The 21,352-nt window shown below is 42.8% G+C and carries 19 protein-coding genes; 10 read left to right on the forward strand and 9 right to left on the reverse strand.

Going from position 1 to position 21,352, the window contains the following annotated elements; translation table 11 throughout:
• The first annotated feature begins 277 nt into the window (after positions 1-277).
• From CGB83_RS18265 to CGB83_RS18275, 3 genes are all read left to right on the forward strand, one after another.
• Positions 278-1,630, forward strand: coding sequence for an AAA family ATPase (locus CGB83_RS18265; RefSeq protein WP_100077117.1), 1,353 nt, complete (start codon positions 278-280; stop codon positions 1,628-1,630).
• A gap of 299 nt (positions 1,631-1,929) precedes the next feature.
• Positions 1,930-3,042, forward strand: coding sequence for a peptide chain release factor 2 (gene prfB / locus CGB83_RS18270; protein WP_100077118.1), 1,113 nt, complete (start codon positions 1,930-1,932; stop codon positions 3,040-3,042).
• Positions 3,043-3,125: 83 nt separating this feature from the next.
• Entirely contained in the window at positions 3,126-3,830 is a 705-nt protein-coding gene (locus tag CGB83_RS18275) for a DedA family protein (RefSeq protein ID WP_100077119.1), read from the forward strand.
• Between the two features lie 207 nt (positions 3,831-4,037).
• Here the strand turns inward: CGB83_RS18275 and CGB83_RS18280 are convergent, their stop codons facing one another.
• Positions 4,038-4,901 carry an alpha/beta hydrolase gene (locus CGB83_RS18280; RefSeq protein ID WP_100077120.1) on the reverse strand — a complete coding sequence of 288 codons (864 nt, stop codon included), beginning with the start codon at positions 4,899-4,901 and terminating at the stop codon, positions 4,038-4,040.
• A 230-nt stretch (positions 4,902-5,131) separates the two neighbouring features.
• Here CGB83_RS18280 and CGB83_RS18285 point away from each other — a divergent pair, with 230 nt between their 5' ends.
• The 3 genes from CGB83_RS18285 (at position 5,132) to CGB83_RS18295 (ending at position 8,411) form a co-directional block, all read left to right on the forward strand.
• The gene (locus CGB83_RS18285) at positions 5,132-6,016 is read left to right on the forward strand and encodes a DUF808 domain-containing protein (protein WP_100077121.1); all 885 of its coding nucleotides are present in this window, start codon (positions 5,132-5,134) and stop codon (positions 6,014-6,016) included.
• Between the two features lie 245 nt (positions 6,017-6,261).
• On the forward strand, positions 6,262-6,966 hold the full coding sequence (locus CGB83_RS18290; RefSeq protein WP_100077122.1) for an ABC transporter ATP-binding protein: 705 nt from the start codon (positions 6,262-6,264) through the stop codon (positions 6,964-6,966).
• A complete protein-coding gene (locus CGB83_RS18295) occupies positions 6,963-8,411 on the forward strand; it encodes an ABC transporter permease (protein ID WP_100077123.1) in 1,449 nt (482 codons plus the stop codon). Before CGB83_RS18290 ends, CGB83_RS18295 begins: the two co-directional genes overlap by 4 nt.
• A gap of 137 nt (positions 8,412-8,548) precedes the next feature.
• On the opposite strand, the gene CGB83_RS18300 is transcribed toward CGB83_RS18295, so the two are convergent.
• From CGB83_RS18300 to proS, 6 genes are all read right to left on the reverse strand, one after another.
• Positions 8,549-8,995 (reverse strand): hypothetical protein, encoded by a 447-nt coding sequence (locus CGB83_RS18300; protein ID WP_100077124.1) that lies wholly within the window; start codon positions 8,993-8,995, stop codon positions 8,549-8,551.
• Positions 8,996-9,072: 77 nt separating this feature from the next.
• Positions 9,073-10,191 carry a molecular chaperone DnaJ gene (gene dnaJ, locus CGB83_RS18305; protein ID WP_100077125.1) on the reverse strand — a complete coding sequence of 373 codons (1,119 nt, stop codon included), beginning with the start codon at positions 10,189-10,191 and terminating at the stop codon, positions 9,073-9,075.
• A 77-nt stretch (positions 10,192-10,268) separates the two neighbouring features.
• Positions 10,269-10,805, reverse strand: coding sequence for a nucleotide exchange factor GrpE (locus tag CGB83_RS18310; RefSeq protein ID WP_100077126.1), 537 nt, complete (start codon positions 10,803-10,805; stop codon positions 10,269-10,271).
• Positions 10,806-10,921: 116 nt separating this feature from the next.
• Complete coding sequence (locus CGB83_RS18315; protein ID WP_100077127.1) at positions 10,922-12,256, reverse strand: Nramp family divalent metal transporter; 1,335 nt, start codon at positions 12,254-12,256, stop codon at positions 10,922-10,924.
• A 110-nt stretch (positions 12,257-12,366) separates the two neighbouring features.
• On the reverse strand, positions 12,367-13,668 hold the full coding sequence (locus tag CGB83_RS18320) for an OmpA family protein (RefSeq protein WP_100077128.1): 1,302 nt from the start codon (positions 13,666-13,668) through the stop codon (positions 12,367-12,369).
• Positions 13,669-13,787: 119 nt separating this feature from the next.
• A complete protein-coding gene (gene proS, locus CGB83_RS18325; protein ID WP_100077129.1) occupies positions 13,788-15,263 on the reverse strand; it encodes a proline--tRNA ligase in 1,476 nt (491 codons plus the stop codon).
• Between the two features lie 142 nt (positions 15,264-15,405).
• On the opposite strand from proS, the gene CGB83_RS20620 reads away from it, so the two are divergent.
• Both CGB83_RS20620 and CGB83_RS18335 read left to right on the forward strand, forming a co-directional pair.
• Entirely contained in the window at positions 15,406-16,470 is a 1,065-nt protein-coding gene (locus CGB83_RS20620; RefSeq protein WP_100077130.1) for a prolyl-tRNA synthetase, read from the forward strand.
• A gap of 50 nt (positions 16,471-16,520) precedes the next feature.
• A complete protein-coding gene (locus CGB83_RS18335) occupies positions 16,521-17,906 on the forward strand; it encodes an OmpP1/FadL family transporter (protein WP_100077131.1) in 1,386 nt (461 codons plus the stop codon).
• A 91-nt stretch (positions 17,907-17,997) separates the two neighbouring features.
• Here the strand turns inward: CGB83_RS18335 and CGB83_RS18340 are convergent, their stop codons facing one another.
• Together CGB83_RS18340 and CGB83_RS18345 are read right to left on the reverse strand one after the other, a co-directional pair.
• A complete protein-coding gene (locus CGB83_RS18340) occupies positions 17,998-18,711 on the reverse strand; it encodes a ZIP family metal transporter (protein ID WP_100077658.1) in 714 nt (237 codons plus the stop codon).
• Complete coding sequence (locus CGB83_RS18345; RefSeq protein ID WP_100077132.1) at positions 18,711-19,439, reverse strand: class I SAM-dependent methyltransferase; 729 nt, start codon at positions 19,437-19,439, stop codon at positions 18,711-18,713. Before CGB83_RS18345 ends, CGB83_RS18340 begins: the two co-directional genes overlap by 1 nt.
• A gap of 136 nt (positions 19,440-19,575) precedes the next feature.
• On the opposite strand from CGB83_RS18345, the gene CGB83_RS18350 reads away from it, so the two are divergent.
• Together CGB83_RS18350 and CGB83_RS18355 are read left to right on the forward strand one after the other, a co-directional pair.
• Positions 19,576-20,736, forward strand: coding sequence for a THUMP domain-containing class I SAM-dependent RNA methyltransferase (locus CGB83_RS18350; RefSeq protein ID WP_100077133.1), 1,161 nt, complete (start codon positions 19,576-19,578; stop codon positions 20,734-20,736).
• A 95-nt stretch (positions 20,737-20,831) separates the two neighbouring features.
• Positions 20,832-21,236: a branched-chain amino acid ABC transporter substrate-binding protein gene (locus CGB83_RS18355; protein WP_100077134.1), complete on the forward strand. Its 405-nt coding sequence runs from the start codon at positions 20,832-20,834 to the stop codon at positions 21,234-21,236.
• The last annotated feature ends 116 nt before the right edge of the window (positions 21,237-21,352 follow it).

Raw genomic sequence — 21,352 nt, forward strand, 5'->3', positions numbered from 1 at the left:
TACATTATACTAGTCTCAACAGGCCGTGAATTGTTACAAAGTCTGTAAACAAACCTCCGGAAAGGTAATAATAATTGCCGTAACAGTATTTAATTTTATCAATTTTTAATGTGCATTGAAACTGGCTCTATTGTATGTTCATAAAGCCTTAAAAGAATGCGTACCCGGAATTGTATGGAAATCTGTATATTTAGGTTGCAAAGCATCTTCGCCGGCTGTATCATGCAATTGGCTTAAATTTCGATGCATTGAATACAGAATGTAATTAGACTGACTTATGAAATTGATTGAACTTGCCCAGGAGCTTGACGTATCAGCAGAAGCCATCAAACAGTTTATCCAGGATTTTGATCTGGAACTGGCCAACTGCATCAGCACCAACTTTGAAGTGAAAGAGGATTTTGAAAAATTTGCCCGTGAACATATTGATTTTCTGAGGCGGTACGAAAAAGACCTTGATAAAGCCAAAACCCCCGAACAGATTGCTGAGAAAATCAACCAGCCGCAGGAAAAAGTGGAGGAAGCCATGAAAGAGATCAATCCGAATATTTTTGATAACGGCTTTTTCAAATCATCGGTTTCAAGCTATGGGATCGACAATAAGCTGGGTGGAAATTACCAGTTTGTGTACAATTATTTCGGAAATACCACAAGCCTGCAGAAAAGGGATTTCATCGGATACAGGGATCTGTTCTTTTATATTTCAGCGGTACTCGAACCGTTCCTGAATCCACAGCAGATCAAAGACTGGGGCATCCATAAGCCGGCAGGAATTGTTCTGTACGGACCTCCGGGAAGCGGAAAGATTTTCTGGGCGAAAAAAATTGCCGAGATCATCGGTTATCAATTCAAAGAAGTAAAAAAACATTACCTGGGGACATCTTTTGTCGACGGAAGCAAAACGCATTTCAATGATTTCCTGGTTACAGCAATGAAACAGGATAAGGTATTGCTCTTCCTGGATGATTTTGACACCATCATGATGGCCAGAAAACCAGAAAATAATGTGGCGGCCTGCAACCTGGAAACCCAGGAAGTCATCCTGCACCATATTTCAAAGTTTGAGCAGGAAGATGTGCTGATGGTAGGTTCTGCAAATTCCATTTCAGATATTGATGAAGAAATCATGGCTCCCGGAAGATTCGATGTACTGGTTCCCGTATTTCCGCCTAACAAGGCAGAACGGGCAGAGATAATCCTGTATGCCATGACCAGGAACCTGGAAAAAACGTCCCTGCTGTATAAAATCCTCAAAAACAACAACGCCGACCAGATCCCTTTCTGGGATGAGGTTGCCTCGAAAATGAAGGTATTCAGCAATACCATGCTGATCGACTTCACCCAAAGCCTCAAAAAACGCATCAAATACCTGTATTATAAAACTAAAAATGAAAATCTGAAGATTGATAAAAATGTCCTTGACGGAGCGTTAAGGGATGCTGCCGGAAAGCTCACCGGTGAATACCTGGATCAGATTGCCGCTTTTCTGAAAGATGTCATCCTCAACAGTTCAGACCAGTTCCAATACAGGATCCACAGCCTGAAAACTGAACTTGATGCCTACAGGATCGTGGAAGAGCCGAGAAGGGCGATTGGTTTTCAGCATAATGAGGAAGAGGGGAATAAGTAATGCGAAGAGGAATTTTAAATTTTAGATTATAGATTTTAGATTTTGAATAATGGGTTTTGAATTTTGAATCTGGGAAAAAAGATTAAACATAAAAGATAAAGATATAATACATCTGTATTTATCACGCCTCTATTAATCATAACAAGTCCTGCATTATGAATCTAAAACTTATAATCTAAAATCTATAATTTAAAATCTATAATTTAAAATCGTCTAGTATCTGACATCTCGGATCTGATATCTAAAATCTTACTTCCAAAATCCACATTTATCCGTATTTTTGCATAAAATAGACATTCGTGATCAATAACGACCATATAAGAGAAGTTCAGTCCAGGATCGAGGACTTATATAAATACCTTCAGATTGAAAAGAAGAGGATAGAAATTGCCAATGATGATGAAAAGACGGCTGCGCCTGAATTCTGGGGCAATCCCAAAGAAGCGGAAGCCTTTCTGAAGCAGCTGCGTTCCAAAAAAAAATGGGTTGAAGCCTACGATGAGATCAGCAGTCAGTTTGAAGACCTGCAGGTACTGGCTGAATTTGCCAAAGAGGACCCGGATTCTGAAAAAGAGCTGGATGATACCTTCCCGAAGCTGGTGGAGAAAATAGAAGACCTGGAATTTAAGAATATGCTTTCCAATGAAGGCGATGAGCTTTCAGCCGTTTTGCAGATTACGGCGGGAGCAGGTGGTACCGAAAGCTGCGACTGGGCATCCATGCTGATGAGGATGTATACGATGTGGGCAGAAAAGCAGGGCTATAAAATCCGCGAGCTGAATTACCAGGAGGGCGATGTTGCCGGCGTGAAAACCGTAACCCTTGAAATTGAAGGTGAATTTGCCTTCGGATACCTGAGAGGGGAGAATGGAGTGCACAGGCTCGTCAGGATTTCTCCTTTCGATTCCAATGCGAAGCGACACACGAGCTTTGTGTCAGTGTATGTTTATCCATTGGTGGATGATACCATTGAGATCAATATCAACCCGGCAGATATTTCCTTTGAGACCATGCGTTCTTCCGGAGCCGGAGGTCAGAACGTGAACAAGGTGGAAACAGCCGTACGTCTCCGTCACGCGCCTACCGGGATCATCATTGAAAACTCGGAATCCCGTTCCCAGTTGCAGAACAAGGAAAAGGCCATGCAGTTGCTCCGTTCCAGGTTATATGAAATGGAACTTGAAGAGCGGATGAGAGCCCGTAATGAGATCGAAGCCAATAAAATGAAGATCGAGTGGGGAAGCCAGATCCGTAATTACGTGATGCATCCGTACAAGCTGGTGAAAGATGTGCGCTCCGGCTATGAAACTTCAGATGTGGATGCCGTGATGAACGGCAATATCACGCCTTTCCTGAAAGCTTTCCTTATGGCTGACGGAACAGCGGTTTCTGATGATGATCTTGAGCTCTGATCCTGTAAGAATTTTCGTTAAAAATTGATAATTAATTTTCTTATCAGGGTTTTAAAACCTATTTTTGTTACTCAACGATATATATGGAAGATTTCAATAGCTGGAGAGATTTGCTGAACCCCGAATTTTATATAAAATTGGGTGGGTTCTGGCTTATTTTGTTTATTATTTTTGCTGAAACAGGGCTTTTCATAGGCTTTTTTTTACCTGGTGATTCACTGCTCTTTGTTTCGGGAATCTATGCTGTTGAAATTATTCAACAAACGTTCGGATCGACGGGAAGTGAGTTCCTTGATACGCTTATCCTGGCTTCTTCCGTTGCCATAGCCGCTATTATCGGAAATGAAGTTGGGTATTATTTCGGAAGGAAAACCGGTTCTGCACTTTATAAAAAACAGGACACCATGTTTTTCAAGAAAAAATACCTGTACCAGGCCCATGATTTCTTTGAAAAAAACGGTGCACTGGCGATCATCATGGCCAGATTCTTACCGGTTGTCAGGACTTTTGCCCCGATTGTTGCCGGTATCGTGAAGATGGATAAAAGGGATTTTCTGAGGGACAATGTCATTGGGGCAGTCCTCTGGTCGTTCCTGCTGATTTTCGCCGGACATTACCTTGATAAACTGTTCATCGATCAGTTTGGAATCGATTTAAAAAAGAAGCTTGAGCTGATCATTATTGTGATCGTTCTGATTACCACACTGCCGATCATCATTAAATTCATGTTCGGAAAAAAACAGGACTTCTCAAAATATGAGAACCATAATTTCGACGAAGAGAAATAAAGATTCCGATTTGAAATACAATATAAGTGAACCCGCTGATAAGGCGGGTTTATTTTGTTATGTAGGGATGACTTTAAAAACGATCATTGAATTTTCCGAACATTTTAAAATCTTATTTTTTTGAATGATGTCTCGCACATCTGCAGATTACGCATCATAAGCAATAAAACCTGAGAAAGATGATTTTATCTGGCTATTAAAATGAGCTTAGCTTTTGATCCATTCCAGGATATTGGGATAGATGATGCTGTCCCTTTTGGTCTTGCTGAAAAACCTGGGCGCATGTCCCGTATTTTTCATAAAAATCAGCTTATGCGGGATATGCCTGGCACTCAGGACAGAATCCAAAGCCTTAGCCTGTTTCTGGCTGACCAGAACATCCTGATTTCCCTGAAACAGCAGGGTAGGAACATCAGCCACATTGGCTATGGGACTTGCTTGCCTGAACTCATCAGACAGATTCTGGCGGTGGAATTTCGTTCCTACCACCTTCTGGATGGTGGGTGAAGAATATTTGGAATAAAACGAATGTAAATATTCAGGAGAATAAAAATCTGTAGGCCCGCTCAGGGAAATGATTTTTTTTATCTGTTCAGGATGCCGGTATCCGTACAGCAGAGCCAGGTGGCCGCCTGCACTTTCTCCCAGCAGAATGTAATTATCCGGCCGGAGTTCAGCTTTGTGGGCCAGTGCATTGAACTTTTGTATGGCAAGGCCAATATCCTCCAGCTGCTGGCGGTAAGTGACGGTCTTCGATACCAGCCTGTAGTTCATATTGATACTCGGAACGTTATTCCTGAACAGCATTTTCTGGATCTGGATCATGTGCTCTTTCCGGCCATACTTCCAGGCTCCTCCGTGAACGATCAGCACCACCGGGGAATCTTCAGGATAATCAGAAGGAAGGAATACATCCATTTTCTGACGCTTATGCTCTCCGTATTTTAAGTTGTAAATCTTCTGGTCATGGTTGGTTCCTACCCATACCCTGAATTTGGTGTTGCAGGAGTTCAGGACAAAACTGACGCATCCCAAAACAAAAAAATGGTATTTCAGGATCAGTTTTTTCATAGTGCTGAATGGATACTTTTGCATTTTTGAATATCAGGAAATCCCTTTGTAAGATTTGTATGAGGGTTCCTGGTGAGAAACACCTGTTTCCGATATGCTAAGGTACGAATATTGTTATTACCGCTACGGAAGTACAAGCATAATTATTATTCTGCACGCCATATAAAAACCGAATTAAATAATTATTTTTGCTCTTCATTTAACGAACATTAAAAAAATATTAAAATACTATGGCATCTGGTTTTTTTGCAGTCCTGGATGATATCGCAGCCCTGATGGACGATGTAGCGGTTACAAGTAAAATAGCAACGCAGAAAACAGCGGGGATCCTGGGAGATGACCTCGCAGTGAATGCTGAAAAAGCTACCGGCTTCCTTTCATCACGGGAGTTACCGGTTTTATGGGCTATTACCAAAGGATCTTTTATCAATAAGCTGATCATCCTTCCCATTGTATTTTTGCTCAACTGGCTTTATGCTCCAGCCATAAATTATGTGTTGATCCTGGGAGGGCTTTACCTGTCTTTTGAAGGGATGGAAAAAATTATAGAATTTCTTTTTCACCGGGATAAGAAAGGCCACGAAGTGGAAGCAGAAATCGAGCAGGAAGAAAAGAGTCCTGAGGCGATAGAAAAGGAAAAAGTGAAATCGGCCATTACCACAGATTTTATTTTATCCATAGAAATCGTCATTATTGCCCTGGGGACCGTACTGGAAGAAAGCCATCCTTTTATCACCCAGATCCTGGTAACCAGTCTGGTCGCCTTCATTGCCACAGTAGGCGTATACGGAATTGTTGCCCTGATTGTAAGAATGGATGATGCAGGATTTAAGCTCATCAAAAAAAGCAACGATAAGGGCTTTTTCGGAAAGCTGGGCCATCTGTTGGTTAAAGCTTTGCCGATCGTGATTAAAGCGCTTGGCGTAATTGGTACCATTGCATTGATTATGGTAGCGGGAGGAATCTTTGCCCACAGGATAGATTACTTTCACCATTTGCTGCCTAGCTGGCCTAAACTTCTTAAGGAAATGACTTTCGGGATAGCAGGCGGACTTATTGCTGTAGCGGTTTTCACCGCAGGAAAGTGGGTGTATTCCCTCGCTGTTAAAAAATAAAGACTTTATTTATTATAAATGTTTAGGATCCTGCCATTCATGTGCAGGATTTTTTGCATTCTGAAATTTTTTTACCCTTGGTATTACCATCAGAAAATATAAAAAGATAAATTTCCTGATGATATGGAAGGTTTATGCTATTTACCATTTGTTCATAATCGTGTAAATACAACGAAATTTTATGCCATGCGTAACAAGTGTAATGATTTGGTTACTAATCTAATGAATCATTAAAATATTATGTTATGGAAAATATCGTAATCACGGATGCGCTTGTTAAAAGCTATGGTCCGTTTACTGCCGTTAAAGGCATTAACCTTTCTGTACCCAAAGGATATATCTATGCCCTGCTGGGCCCTAACGGGGCAGGTAAAAGCACAACCCTTTCTCTGATTTTGGGATTGATGAAGCCCAGTTCAGGAAAAATCACCCTGTTCGGGGAAAGCTGGCAGCGGAACCTGCTCAAAAGAGTCGGTGCCAGCATCAATGGTCCTGCACTATATGATCACCTCAATGCCTTTGAGAATCTTGAGGTTCATGCTAAGATGCTTAACTTAAAGCCTGAAGATATTAAAAATGCCTTATCCCGTGTCAACCTTACTGATACCGGCAATAAACCGGTAAAAAGTTTTTCTATGGGAATGAAGAGCCGTCTCGCGCTGGCGATTGCTCTCCTGGACCATCCTGAACTCCTTATTCTGGACGAGCCCCAGAACGGACTTGACCCGGAAGGGATCAGAGAACTGCGGGATCTCCTGAAAGCCTATACAAAGGAAGGAAAAACTGTTCTGATTTCAAGCCATCAGTTAGGTGAGGTCGCAAAACTGGCAGACTACATCGGAGTGATCTCAGATGGAAATCTTGTTTATCAGGGAACACTTAGAGATTTATCACCTGATGAAAACCGATTGGAAGAAAAGTATTTGGAACTCACAAAAAAAGTGTCATGAAGGCGATACTTATTCAGTCAGAATCGGTCAAACTACGTAAATCAAGCGTAGTGAAGATTGCATGGACCGGACTTTGTATGGGACTGGTCAGCGGAACACTTTTCCTGATCAGCAAACAATCCAAACAGAGCTGGGATGGCATTAATGCATGGCATACCTTATGGACCACCTTTCTTTATCCTATTGCCATAGCACTTATTGCCGGGCTTACCGCAAAAAGAGAGAAGTCCTCACGCGGAGGAGGAACCTGGTGGAGGCCTTATTCTATCAGACAGCTGCGTGCCGCAGAGTATTTCTGGCTTGTTGTGATTGTTACGGTGACTACAGTATTCGTGCTGCTCGCCAGCATACCGTTCGGAATCTTTGCTGCACTGCCGGGTCCGGTACCAATCGGGCAGCTCTTAAAGCTTTGTTTTTTCTTAACGGTGAGCGGTTTTGGAATGATGGCCATTCAGCAGAAGTTGGCCTATGCAGTGGGTCTTATCGGAAGTTTATTGCTGTCCCTTGCAGGAACCATATCCGGTGTGATTATGGCAGAGCAAAGATTGTGGTGGATTAACCCATGGTCTTGGCCGGTACGCTCTTCGCTGGTTTTTACCGGAACTCACGCCAATGGTGTACCGATGGAACTCAATGATCCCGGCTGGGCAATTTCACCATGGCTGCCAGTTCTGCCTTCCCTGTTAATGGCATTACTGATGATTTCTTTGCCCTATTTCACCTTTCAAAAAAGGAAAAAGCCATCATGGACAATTACCAGTAAAAAGGAGCTTGCCTATAAAAGTCGCTTTGCCATTACCGGCTATATTGCTGCTGAATTGGTGAAAACTAAGGAAAGCATGGTATACTGGCTGTGCCTGGGAATGCCATTATTATTTGGACTGACTGCATTATTGAGAAATGCTCCGATGAATACCTTGCAGCTATGGTCTATCCTGGTTTTGCCATTCGGGGCTGCACTTCTTTCTGCACTCGTCTGGATGCCGGAATCCAACGCCTGGCGGATACTCTGTACCCGGCCTGTGTCCATTGCGAAACTATATCTGACCAAACTTATGGTATCATGGGGCCTGGCTAATGCCGGAACTGTGATACTGCTGCTGTTTTTGTCGCCATTAAAAGTTTCATTTGTGGTCTTAGGCAGTTTTTATCTGGTATATTGTGCGTTGAGTTTTGCGCTGTTGGCTTTCCATCTGTGGCTGGCGGTCCGGTTTAACGTAGGAACCACATTAGCTGCCGGAGCTGTTTTTATGCTTTTGGCTCTGATCATAGGAGGTACGGGGCTGGGGCAGGGGATCTGGCCATTTTTTCCATGGACCTGGGGATGGATGGCGGTAAAAGAAGGAACCGTATGGTATAGCTTTTTATCCATCCTGATAGGAATCATTTTCAGTTGTGCTGGAGTATACTGTGTGAAATCAGTTGGCCCAAATAATGAGAAATAAAACAAATTATTCAACTTTTATGAAAGAGAAAAGTCCGTCTCAACTAGTGAAGACGGACTTTTTTATGATTTCTCTCGACCTCCTGTCGATTCTCAGACCATATCATTGAGTTGTGAGACTAATTCGTCATTCAGTGATCAATAACTACCGCAGATGTTTCTGATATCTTGGTTAAAATAATATAGTGCCGATAAGTAATTGGCCTGATGCTCGGTAAGATGAATTTGTTTCAGAAACCGTGCGTGTAACAGGTCGAATGCTTGGTCATGACATTGTACAAACTGCATCTGCATTTCAGGTTCAGGATATTCTGATCTGGCAATGGCATAACAGGAATCATCAATTTCATATTCCCTTTTCATAAAGTCACAGAAGCTTAAATGCTGCTTCTCCAATACATTCAGTATGGCTGAACATTTTTCTTGATCTTCAGGTTTTAAAAAGTTCAAAGCTTTATTCCTGAATTGATCATTAGATAAGCGGGCTGGTCTGATGGGAGCCAGATCATATCTAATAGAATTTCCTACTTCCTTCTTTTGGCAGGAGATGATCAACAAGACAAGGGGAATAAATAGGTTTTTCATACGGGTTTAATTAAAGCTAAATTAAACCCTGATGGTGTACATAAAAAAAGGATTCCCGTAAGAATCCTTTTTTATGATTAGTTGAACAGGTCTTTCACCTTGTCAAAAAATGTTTTCTCTTTTCCGGACGGTTCTGCCACCATTTCTCCGCTGCTCATCTGCTTCTCGAAGAAATCCTTTTGGTCTTTGGTCAGCTTCTGAGGGGTCCATACATTGATGTGGATAAACATATCGCCTTTTCCGTAGCTGTCGATACTTGGAAGTCCCTTTCCGGCAAGTCTGAGGATTTTTCCGGATTGTGTACCCGGATCAATGGTGATCTTCACCTTTCCACCTACGGTAGATACTTCTTTTTTAGTACCTAATGCAGCCTCTGCAAAAGAAATGTACAACTCCTGATGAAGGTTGTCTCCTTCTCTTTTGATGGTCTGGTCCACTTCCTCTTCGATAATCACCAGCAGGTCTCCCGGAATTCCTCCGAAAGGGGCATCATTCCCTTTTCCTCTTACATTGAGCTGGATCCCGTCTCTGGCCCCTGCAGGAATATTGATGGTTACTTCTTCTTCGTCTTTGATCAACCCCTGTGCATTGGCCCCGGCAGGGATTTTATCGGCTACCTTACCGATTCCCTGACAGGTTCCGCAGGTAGTCTGGGTTTGCATCTGGCCGAACATGGTATTCATTACCTTCAGCTGTACCCCTGAACCGCCACAGGTAGGACAGGTTTTTGAAGTGGCTCCTTCAGCCGTCTTCATTTTCTTTACCTTGATGGTCTTCTGGGTTCCGTTTACCATTTCATCGAGATTCAGTTTAATTCTGATTCTCAGGTTGGAACCTTTCACCTGCTGGCGTCCTCCGCCACCACCGCCGAAACCACCGAATCCGCCGCCGAAGATATCTCCGAACTGGCTGAATATGTCTTCCATATTCATTCCGCCGCCGAAGCCACCGCCACCGAAACCACCGTTCCCGCCTACACCGGCATGGCCGAATTGGTCATATCTGGATCGTTTCTGATCATCGCTCAGCACTTCGTACGCTTCTGCAGCTTCCTTGAATTTTTCCTCGGCTTCCTTATCACCCGGATTTTTATCCGGATGGTATTTGATGGCCATTTTACGGTAGGCTTTTTTTATTTCATCGGCCGATGCAGATTTGCTGATCTCCAGAACCTCGTAATAATCTCTTTTTGACATCTTTAATATATGAGTAATTCGTAATGAATAATGAGTAATATCAGAATTGCTTATTACCCATTACTTATTGCTTATGATTAATTTCCTGTAACTACTTTAGCAAAACGGATTACCTTGTCATTCAGGGTATATCCCGTTTCCACAACATCTACGATTTTACCTTTCAGGTCTTCTGAAGGAGCCGGAATCTGGGTAATGGCTTCATGGAAATCCACATTAAAGCTGTCTCCTGCTTTTACTTCCATTGCTTTAAGCCCTTTCTCAGTCAGTTTATTCTTGAATTTCTGATAGATCAGTTCCACACCCTGTATATCCGAAGGGTTACCGTTTTTGGCAATCTCCTTCAGTGCCCTTTCAAAATCATCTAGGACACCCAGCATAGAAACCATCATTTCCTGATTGGCAAACTGGAAGAACTCCATTTTTTCTTTGGTTGTCCTCTTCTTATAATTTTCAAATTCTGCATACAACCTCATGTAACGGTCTTTCTCCTCTGCCAAAAGTTCCTCAGCAGTCGGTTTAGCTGTCACATTGTCTTCTGAAGACGATGGGTTCTGGGTATTGTTCTCCTCCTGATTATTGATGTTTTCTTCGTTGATATCCTGATTTTCCATAATTCAATATTTATTTTCCATAGGTTTTGACAAACATTCTGCCAAAGGAAAAAATATGGACATTAAGTCAGAAAGGAAATGCCGCAACGAAATAGAAATTAAAACCAGCACTACGTTTAATGGTCTGAAAAAGTCTGGTACAGGAGGTACAGGTTCAGTACAATGATGATGAACGAAATGATCCATACACAAACCTTCATCCAGGGTTTGTTCACGAATTCGCCCATCTTGGCCTTGTCACTGGTAAACATAACAAGGGGAACAACCGCAAAGCTCAGCTGCATGGAGAGGATGACCTGGCTCAGTACCAAAAGGTCAGTGGTTCCTTTTTCACCTGAAATAATAGTAACGATAAGAGCCGGTATCACAGCGATAAGGCGGGTGATCAGCCTTCTCAGCCACGGTTTAAGACGGATGTTCAGAAAACCTTCCATAACAATCTGTCCGGCCAGTGTGCCTGTAAGTGTAGAATTCTGCCCGGATGCCAGTAATGCAATTGCGAAGGCGATGCTCGCCATGGATGCCCCCAAGATAGGAGTAAGCATCTTGTACGCATCGTGAATGTCTGCCACATCTTTGTTCCCTGAAACATGGAAGGTGGCAGCTGCCAGGATCAATATAGCACCGTTAATGAAAAATGCCAGCATAAGCGAGACGGTACTGTCCAGCGTAGCAAATTTTATTGCTTCCTTTTTTCCTTCTCTGGTCCGTTTATAATCCCTGGTCTGTACAATACTGCTGTGAAGATAGAGATTATGCGGCATCACCGTTGCGCCGAGAATTCCGATCGCAATATACAGCATCGAAGGATTCTGGATGATTTCCTTCTGAGGAACCAGTCCGCCCAGAATCTCATTGATATCGGGTCTGGAAATAATAATCTCATACAGGAAACAAGCCAGGATGATAAAGATAAGTCCGCCTACAATGCTTTCGATCCACCTGAAGCCTTTGGCTTGCAACAGAAGAATGAATAAAACATCCACCGTTGTGATGACGATACCCCAGGTCAGCGGAATATGGAACAGCAGATTCAGGGCTATGGCAGAGCCTATGACTTCTGCAAGGTCACAGGCTGCAATGGCAATCTCACAGAATATCCATAGGATAAAATTCGTGGCAGGGCTGAAGTGGTCCCTGCAGGCCTGCGCGAGGTCACGTTCAGCCACTACACCAAGCTTTACGGAGAGGTGCTGCAATACCATCGCGAAAATATTTGATATCAGGACAACTGAGAGAAGAGTGTACCCAAACTGGGCGCCTCCTGCAATATCGGTAGCCCAGTTTCCCGGGTCCATATACCCTACGGCTACCATAAGGCCCGGACCGGCAAAGGCAAGGTATTTCTTCCAGAAACCGGCGTTTTCAGGTATTTTTACAGATGAATATACTTCAGGCAAGGAATGGAGCGTCTTGTCTTTCCTCCAGGCGTTTTTCAAATTCGGACTCATGATTGTTAGAAATGGCTAACAAATTTAATTAAATAAATATAAATACAAAACTTAAGCCAAAAAAATCCCGGAAAATCATTCCGGGACAGTATCAATATTTTGATCGTTAATTATTTGGCAAACCTAACAGACATTCTTCGGTCTGTAGCTCTTTCAGCATCTGAAGCACCCGCGTCAACTTTGGCAAACTGGCTGCCGTAGCCTTCTGCATCCAGTACCTGAGAGGAAACGCCTTGTTTAGATAACCAGTCTTTGATAAAAACAGCTCTGGCTTTTGAAAGCTTCAGGTTTAGTGCTTCATTTCCGGTTTTATCCGTATACCCTCCGATTTTTATTTTAGCTTCCGGATACGCTTTTAGGATGGCTACCAGGTTCTGAAGCTGACCTTCGGATCCTGCTTCCAGTTGGTCAGAACTTCCCATTTTAAAATTTACATGGTCAAAATCGTACCAGGTATCCTTTAATGCCGCATCGTCCTTCGCATCTTTATACCCTCCGGATTTCAGGAAAGCAATCATTCTGTCTTCCATTCCACCTTTGTATCCCTTCAGTGCAGTTCCGTTCAGGTCGATATCTTCATCGGTCCTGGAAGCTGATGCCGCAGTACTTATGCTGCTTGCTCCGGAAGCAGCGGTCATGGTATCGGTCTTTACCGTACCGGAATCCGATACTGTAGTCGTCGTGGTTGTTTCCTTCTTTTCACACTGCTTCCATATGAAATAGGCAGCTGCGATCAAAAGCAGAAGAGGAAGGAGCCATTTCCAGATTGATCCTCCGCCGTCATGCGTATTCCTGTCCGGATTTGTTCCTTCGGAAGATATGCTTTTAGTGACTTCTATTTTAGGCTCATGGTGAGGGGTTTTGATCTGGTCCTGGTCGTTGTCAAACTTATATCTGATATTCCAGTTGTCCATTCCTAATGAGGCCAGGGATAATCCGGCAGGCATAAGAGTGGAAACGGTGCTTTTCTGGTCGTTCAGCAATGCGGTGATGCCCGAACGGTCAAGGTTCTGGTCAGTCGCATATTTTGCAATGGCTCCTACAGCAGCTGCTGCTACAAGATTCAGGATAGAGTGGGAAGTGTTATTGCTTACACCGGAATAGGTGGCAATGGTATTTACCAGTCCGTTTACCTTATCCCCGAAAATAGAGGATAACAGGTCTGAAAGTACAGAATGGCCTGAAGCTTCTCCGGACAGATTGCCCAGCAAATTGCCGGAAGCCGGATTGGATAAATGGTCAAGTACTTTGGGATCATCCGAATGATTGGCCAGTCCGCCTACCACAACAGGAAGGAAACCGCCAATGGCTTTTGAAATACCGGATTCGCTTTCCCCGTATTGGGAAGCCGCCTGGGAGACTAATGCAGGACCCAGTTGCCCTTTGATTAGATCAATGACATTTAGAGACATAATAATTTATTTTTGAGATTAATGTTATATAAATTTAAATAAAAAAATCTCTAAATGTCATTTTTTTTCCGATTATTTATATCCGGACCGGTGAGAAACGGATATAAAGTTAGCGGAAATTAGTATGCTTTTGCGAACAGTACACGTCTTTTCGAAGGGTTTCCGGAAACAAGAGAAATTCCTTCTTCCACATCGTCATCCAAAGGTATGCATCGGATAGTGGCCTTGGTTTCTTCCTTGATCTGTTCCTCCTCTTCTGGAGTACCGTCCCAATGAGCATAGATAAAGCCTCCTTTTTCTTCCAGCACCGCTTTGAATTCTTCGTAGGTATCTACTTTGGTTACATGTTCTTTCCTGAAATTGAACGCTTTGGCATAGATGTCTTTCTGAATTGTCTTCAGTAATTCTTCTATGTATACATCGATTCCCTCAATAGAACGGACTTCTTTCGTAAGGTTATCTCTTCTGGCAATTTCCACCGATTTGTTTTCAAGGTCCCTTGGTCCCATCGCGATTCTAACAGGAACCCCTTTCAGTTCATATTCTGCAAATTTCCATCCCGGTTTATTCTGGGTATCATGATCAAATTTCACGGAAATACCTTTGGCTCTAAGTTTTGCCTGTATATCAAGTGCCACTTCACTGATCTGGTTGAGCTGTTCCTCGCCTTTGAAGATAGGAACAATAACCACCTGGATTGGTGCCAGCGTAGGAGGAAGTACCAGTCCGAAATCATCTGAATGCGTCATGATCAGTGCCCCCATCAGACGGGTGGAGGTTCCCCATGATGTAGCCCATGCATGTTCGATCTTTCCTTCTTTATTTGTAAACTTCACATCAAAAGCCTTGGCGAAATTCTGCCCAAGGAAATGGGAAGTCCCGGCCTGAAGGGCTTTGCCATCCTGCATCAGCGCTTCAATACAGTAAGTCTCGTCTGCACCGGCAAACCTTTCTGAAGGGGTTTTTAAACCTTTTACCACCGGTATGGCCATGAAGTTTTCTGAAAAGTCTGCATACACATCAATCATCTTTTCTGTTTCTTCAATTGCTTCTTCTTTAGTCGCGTGAGCAGTGTGTCCTTCCTGCCATAGGAATTCAGCCGTCCTGAGGAAAAGACGCGTCCTCATTTCCCAGCGCACTACATTGGCCCACTGGTTAATCAGGATCGGCAGGTCACGGTAAGACTGGATCCAGTTTTTGTACGTATTCCAGATGATCGCTTCGGAAGTAGGGCGCACGATAAGCTCTTCTTCAAGCTTGGCATCCGGATCCACGATCAGTTTATGGGGATTGTCCGGATCGGTTTTCAGCCTGTAGTGGGTTACCACTGCACATTCCTTGGCGAATCCTTCGGCATTTTTTTCTTCTGCCTCAAACAAGCTTTTGGGTACGAAAAGTGGGAAGTAAGCATTGACGTGACCGGTTTCCTTGAACTTCCTGTCCAATTCATCACGCATCTTTTCCCAGATTGCATATCCGTATGGTTTAATCACCATACATCCCCGCACACCTGAATTTTCAGCCAGGTCGGCTTTTACAACCAACTCATTATACCACTTGCTGTAATCTTCGCTTCTTGAGGTTAATTTTGCCATTATTTTTTTTAATTTTTTAACTTTTTTATGTTATTGTTATCTAAAAATAAAAATCTATTTTTGATGGATTTTATTGCCGTTGTTTGGTATATTTTTGGTACCATTTGCAAATATAATTTAAATTGAAAATTTTTTCGTTATCATGAAAGGAAATATACATAAAAAATTGCTGGGCATGCTGAAATCCAAAGGGGTTTTGGCTGTTTCCGGCGCACTGTTGCTGGTTTCCTGCGGAGCACAGATGGGGGGCTACAGTGAGACAGACGGGGTCTATTACGATCCTAATAAAGATACATTGCCTGAAGGTGTGATTATTAACAGTGAAGGCAACAGGGTAGGAGAATATTATGATTACTACCAGGATGATTCCAATGTAATCCAGAATGCAGAGATGAATTCCAAAGCACAGGACCAGAAATACAACGCCTGGAGCGGTAACACATGGAATGGTGCTGCTACAGACTCCGACTGGGGGTCATTTGCCGGTACCGAAATGAATTATTACGATAATTCATGGGGTGGCTGGGGCTATCCTTGGGGATGGTATGGCGGCTATAGTCCGTATTGGGGCATGAACCGGGGCTGGGGAATGGGCATAGGTCTTTCCTGGGGCTGGGGAGGTGCCTGGGGATACAACCCGTACTGGAACTTCGGGTATTCTCCGTTTTGGGGATATGACCCTTATTGGGGCGGAGGATTCTATGGCTATGGATACGGATATCCTTACGGAGGATGGGGTAACGGCTATTGGGGCGGTTACTATAATGCACCTCTTTACAGAAGAAGCGGCTCAGGCGGCAGAGGATTTATCAATGGTGCCAACAGCGGGACAGGATTTAATAAATACGGCGGGGCTTCCGGATTCAGAAGTAATACCGGAGGTTTCAGAAACTCTAATTCCAACAGCGGATTCAGAAACTCTAACGGAGGGTTCAGGAATTCTTCCAATGGTGGCTTCAGGAACTCGAATACTATGGGCGGTTTCAGGCAGCAGGGCAATATGAACAGCGGTTTCAGAAACCAGTCCGGCGGTTACCGAAGTAATCCTACGTATAATCAGCCAACGTACAGAAACGACGGTGGTTTCCGTTCTAACAGCGGTGGAGGCTTCAATTCAGGAGGCGGTGGCTTCAGAGGCGGCGGTTCTGTTGGCGGCGGCGGATTCAGATCCGGCGGCGGCGGCGGTGGATTCCGAGGTGGCAGATAATCAATTAATAACTATTATAAAAAATAATGTTAAAAAAGTCTTTAGCAATCATGAGCATTTCTGCAGCATTTTTTGCGCAGGCTCAGGACGTTTCTGTAATCAGAAATACGGCAGAAATCTATTCAGGATCTCCTAATATAGGTTCTGCTAAATTTAACGCGATGGCAGGTTCCAATGGCGCCCTTGGAGGTGATGCGAACTCTCTACTGACTAACCCTGCAGGTTTGGGGGTTGCGATCTCAGGAGAAATGTCAGGAACTTTGTCACTTACCAACAATAAGAATACATCCTCTTTGGGAGGTTCGTCATTCGAATACCGCATCAACAAGGGAGATCTTGGAAATGTAGGTGCCGTAATGACTTTCCAGATGAGGCCCGAGAGTCCATGGAAGTTTGTTAACCTTGGGGTTAATTTTTCAAGCCAGTCCGTAGAAAATTATGTTCAGACTCCCGGAAACAGCAATATTGTGTATGAGTTTGATGCTGCCGGTACCCGAAGTTCATCATTCGGGGGACATGCCTATGACCGTTACGGTTATTTGACTAAAACAAGCATCGGTGTAGGAGCCAATTACAACCATAACCTGTATCTGGGGATGGGACTGAATTTCTTCAATGCCAATATTGACCAGTCGGACACGGCTATCTTTAATTCTTTGCAGAACGGATCTTCAGAATATTTTAGCAAACAGAATACGCCGTTCTCAGAAAGAGGAAACGGATTCTCCGCATCTGTCGGAGTGATCGGGAAAGTAAGCCCGAATTTCCGTCTGGGAGCAGCCATCGAAACCCCTACATTCTGGGATATCGACCGGGGTTATAATTTCTATAATGATGCTCAATACGGAGATGATTCGGCAGTTGAAAACAGAAAATTCACTTCCCCGCTTAAAGCGACCGTGAGTGCAGCTTTCATTGCGAGCAAAAGTTTTTCCCTGAATGTGGATTACAGCTTAGGCCTTACTACGCCAAAGTATAAGACTTATGGTGCGGCAGAGGAAGACCTGAATGCTTTCTTCAAAGACAATTATAAGAATGTCTCTGAAGTAAGGGCAGGTGCTGAGTACAGGGTAAAACAGTTCAGGCTGAGAGGAGGATATGCTTACACATCCAATCCTTTCGATGCACTTACTGTCAATGCATTCAGAAATGACGGTTCTGTAAATACGAATGCGTCTTATGATAATCTGATGCTTAACAACAGAAATGCTTTGTCATTCGGTCTTGGATATGATTTCAGATCATTTTATATTGATGCTTCCTACCAGAATGTGACTTCAAAATATACCAATCCGTTTATGAGAGGCCTGGTTGATGCGACATATGAAGACGGGTATTATTCATCAAATAACCTGATTGCCAGTGATTCTTACATCGTTTCAGATGTAAAAAATGTAAGAAACAATTTCTTTATCACTTTCGGATGGAAGTTTTAATTTGATTGGCCATTACATTAAGAAATATAAAAAAGTTCCGGATCAGCAATGATCCGGAACTTTTTTATTATGATAATAACACCACTTTTATTTAATGTGCATGATGATGAAAGAGGTGCATCACCAGGGCCAGGGAAACCCCCAGGATCACCAGCCCGATTTTGAGCCAGTCGATATTATGGTTCTTATTGCTTTCAAAAATGATCACAGATGAGATGTGCAGGAATATACCCCCTACAATGGCCAGAAAATAAGGCTGCAGGTCAGGATTGAAATAATTGCCCAGTAGCATCCCCAGGGGCGAAGCAAGGACAAACAATGCAATAATCAGTAAAGAAGGATAAGATGCGGAACTTCTTGATTCTCCTTTCCTGTTGAATAAGAAAGCCCCCAGAATAAATGATATAGGAAGGTTATGAAAAACAATTCCTAACAGATACGGCGAAAAGGTTTCTTCTTCGTTTGCCAAAGGAATCCCCTCAATAAAAGCATGGATGAAAAGCCCTACCATCAGTGCCACCGGAAGAATCTGATGCTCGTTGTGATGATGGAAATGTCCGTGTTCAAAACCTTTGGTCAGCGCCTCAAGAATCATCTGAAGCAGCACACCGGCAATAACGAATATCCCAAGCCCGCTTCCGGCTCCTGAACTGTACACCTGAGGAAATACTTCGTTCAGGCAGACCGTAATCAGGAAGCCTGCGCTTAAAATCAGCAGATTTTTAGCCAGCTTCTGCCTCCTTCCGAAATATTTGCCCAGCAGTATGCCTGCAAGCACGCTCATAACCAGTAAAAGAACCGTTATCATCCTTTTTTTCTAAATAAATTAATGCAGCGGGGAGAACTGTTGCGGTCAAATGCGCTCAACTGATAATCCCCCCATATTTTAATCCGTTCAAAACCGCATTCCTCAGCATAAAGAAGGATGGTTTCAGGAGTATGGAGCTTCACTTTCTCAAAAAAATGATACGGATTGCCGTCTGCTTCGAAACGGATATCTTTAATGATATACCTTCCTTCTATTTTCTTTTGAATTCTAAATTCGATATCATCTCGTTTCACAATGGATTCCGGTACCATCGTATTTTTTACAAAGCTTTCGTTCAGGTAATCCAAAACGAAAAAACCACCGGGTTTAAGGGCATCATAAACGGATTTGAAAACTTTTTTGTCATCAGCTTCAGATTCAAAATATCCAAAACTCGTAAAAAGATTGAATACGGCGTCCATAGGATCGGCCTCAATAGGGCTTCGCATATCATGAACATTGAACAGCAGTGTCTGGTTCTCAAATTGTTTGTCATGCTCGATACTCTGTCTGGACAGGTCCAGTCCAAGGACATCATAGCCGAGTTTATTCAGGAATACGGAATGTCTGCCTTTGCCGCAGGCAAGGTCAATAATCCTGGATCCGGGCGGAAGATGAAGCTCCGATGTAAGCGCTTTAATGAAGCTTTCTGCCTCGGTATAGTCTCTGTTGCTGTATAATAAATGATAATAAGGGGTATCAAACCAAGATTCAAACCATTCCATAATGCAAAAATAACTAAATTTGTGCGGTTAAAGGCAAAGTATTTAAATTATGGAACGCCGGAAGAACTTTCCCGGCCGCCGGCTAAAGAGGTAATCTTTTAATTTTTAAATCTTTAAATCCTTTAATCAATTATATATGGATACAGAGAATTTACAGATTCAGATCAAAACGTTTTTCGGGCTTGAGCAGATTTTAGCGGAAGAAATAAAAAAGCTGGGAGGAAGGAAAGTGGAGGTAAAGAACCGGGCAGTCAATTGTGAAGGTGATCTTGGCTTTCTTTATAAAATCAATTATTCTGCGAGGACAGCTTTAAAAATTTTAGTTCCGATTCATGAATTCAAAGCTTTCAACCAGCATCAGTTTTATGACCGGCTGTTTAAATTCAACTGGGAAGAGTTTATGGATGTGGAACAGTCATTTGCCATTGATTCAACGGTAAATTCAGAAACGTTCAAGCACTCACAGTTTGTAACGCTGAAAATGAAAGATGCTATCGTAGATTATTTCCAGGAAAAGTTTAAAAGGCGCCCGAATGTAGAAACCAAACATCCGGATATTAAGTTTCATCTTCATATCGACCGCGAACTCGTGACCATTTCTCTGGATTCTTCCGGGGATGCCCTGTTTAAAAGAGGCTACAGGAAAGAGCAGGGAGAGGCTCCGATCAATGAAGTGCTCGCAAGCGGAATGCTTCATCTGGCCGGCTGGGACGGAAAAGGCAATTTCCTTGATCCTATGTGCGGTTCTGGAACCCTGCTGATAGAAGCGGCGATGATTGCGATGGACCTTCCGGCACAGATTTTCAGAAGAGGATTTGCATTCCAGAACTGGAAAAATTATGATGCCGAGCTGTTTGCAAAAATAAAAGAATTCAGGGTAAACAGAGTTCGGGAATTTACCGGTAAGATTGTGGGCTATGATATTGATGCCAGAATGCTGAATGCAGCGAGGATCAATATTGAAGCTGCTGAAATGGAAGACGTGATTGAAGTACGTAAACAGAACTTCTTCGACTCCAAAAAAGACCTATTCCCTTTGCTGATGGTATTCAATCCGCCTTACGATGAGCGGATCTCCATTAATGATGATGACTTCTACAAAAAAATAGGGGATACCTTTAAAACCAGCTATCCCAATACCCTGGCCTGGCTTATTTCCTCAGACCTTGAAGCGGTAAAGAAAATAGGCCTTCGGCCTTCAAGGAAAATCAAGCTTTTCAACGGAAAACTGGAGACCCGTTTTCTTCAGTATGAAATGTACGAGGGAACGAAGAAAGTGCATAAGCTGGAAAACTGATCATATGGCCTTCCTTCTGGAAGGCCTTTTTATGGACTGAAGTTTATATCAATTCCTCATGGAATATTTTTTTATTTTTGCTATAAACTGATTGTATGCCTTTTGACTTTTTCGACGCTTTAAGTTTTTTTTCCGATTTCCTGAATTTGCTGGGTAATACTTCATCATCATCCGGGCCTGTTCGTGATGAAGAGTATCCAGAGAAAAAACCGCGATACTTTAAAGAAATCATGAGCGTACTGTTTATATTGATTTCTGCTGTATTGATTGTTCTGGTGCTTAAAGATCCTTTGCCGGAAATATATTCTATCCGGACATTATTTATAATCAGTCTGATAGGTATCGCTGTTTCCTGTACTGTATTTTTTATCCTCTACTTGAGGGGGAGATATTATTTTACCAGTGTTTTTCAGTGGTTGCTCTTTAGTGGGTCAATGATGCTATCTTTTATTTCATTGGGATTTTGCCTGTACTTTAAATCGGATTGGTTTCTGCAGTAACATAGATGGTAATAATCCTGGATTACATTATTTTGTGTACTAATTTTTCATGCTTCCCGTTTAATTATCATCCTGCATGTTTGCGCATTCATTCATGAATAAGTAATTTTGAAAAA

This window comes from Chryseobacterium camelliae, assembly GCF_002770595.1.
Lineage (GTDB): Bacteria > Bacteroidota > Bacteroidia > Flavobacteriales > Weeksellaceae > Chryseobacterium > Chryseobacterium camelliae.

Coding starts and splice junctions, on each gene's coding strand:
- CGB83_RS18310 (WP_100077126.1), bottom strand. CDS start 10,805: ATGGAAAATCAGGATATCAACGAAGAAAACATCAATAATCAGGAGGAG.
- CGB83_RS18315 (WP_100077127.1), bottom strand. CDS start 12,256: ATGAGTCCGAATTTGAAAAACGCCTGGAGGAAAGACAAGACGCTCCAT.
- CGB83_RS18275 (WP_100077119.1), top strand. CDS start 3,126: ATGGAAGATTTCAATAGCTGGAGAGATTTGCTGAACCCCGAATTTTAT.
- CGB83_RS18345 (WP_100077132.1), bottom strand. CDS start 19,439: ATGGAATGGTTTGAATCTTGGTTTGATACCCCTTATTATCATTTATTA.
- CGB83_RS20620 (WP_100077130.1), top strand. CDS start 15,406: ATGAAAGGAAATATACATAAAAAATTGCTGGGCATGCTGAAATCCAAA.
- CGB83_RS18300 (WP_100077124.1), bottom strand. CDS start 8,995: ATGAAAAACCTATTTATTCCCCTTGTCTTGTTGATCATCTCCTGCCAA.
- CGB83_RS18320 (WP_100077128.1), bottom strand. CDS start 13,668: ATGTCTCTAAATGTCATTGATCTAATCAAAGGGCAACTGGGTCCTGCA.
- CGB83_RS18350 (WP_100077133.1), top strand. CDS start 19,576: ATGGATACAGAGAATTTACAGATTCAGATCAAAACGTTTTTCGGGCTT.
- CGB83_RS18335 (WP_100077131.1), top strand. CDS start 16,521: ATGAGCATTTCTGCAGCATTTTTTGCGCAGGCTCAGGACGTTTCTGTA.
- CGB83_RS18295 (WP_100077123.1), top strand. CDS start 6,963: ATGAAGGCGATACTTATTCAGTCAGAATCGGTCAAACTACGTAAATCA.
- CGB83_RS18280 (WP_100077120.1), bottom strand. CDS start 4,901: ATGAAAAAACTGATCCTGAAATACCATTTTTTTGTTTTGGGATGCGTC.
- dnaJ (WP_100077125.1), bottom strand. CDS start 10,191: ATGTCAAAAAGAGATTATTACGAGGTTCTGGAGATCAGCAAATCTGCA.
- proS (WP_100077129.1), bottom strand. CDS start 15,263: ATGGCAAAATTAACCTCAAGAAGCGAAGATTACAGCAAGTGGTATAAT.
- CGB83_RS18355 (WP_100077134.1), top strand. CDS start 20,832: ATGCCTTTTGACTTTTTCGACGCTTTAAGTTTTTTTTCCGATTTCCTG.
- CGB83_RS18265 (WP_100077117.1), top strand. CDS start 278: ATGAAATTGATTGAACTTGCCCAGGAGCTTGACGTATCAGCAGAAGCC.
- CGB83_RS18285 (WP_100077121.1), top strand. CDS start 5,132: ATGGCATCTGGTTTTTTTGCAGTCCTGGATGATATCGCAGCCCTGATG.
- CGB83_RS18290 (WP_100077122.1), top strand. CDS start 6,262: ATGGAAAATATCGTAATCACGGATGCGCTTGTTAAAAGCTATGGTCCG.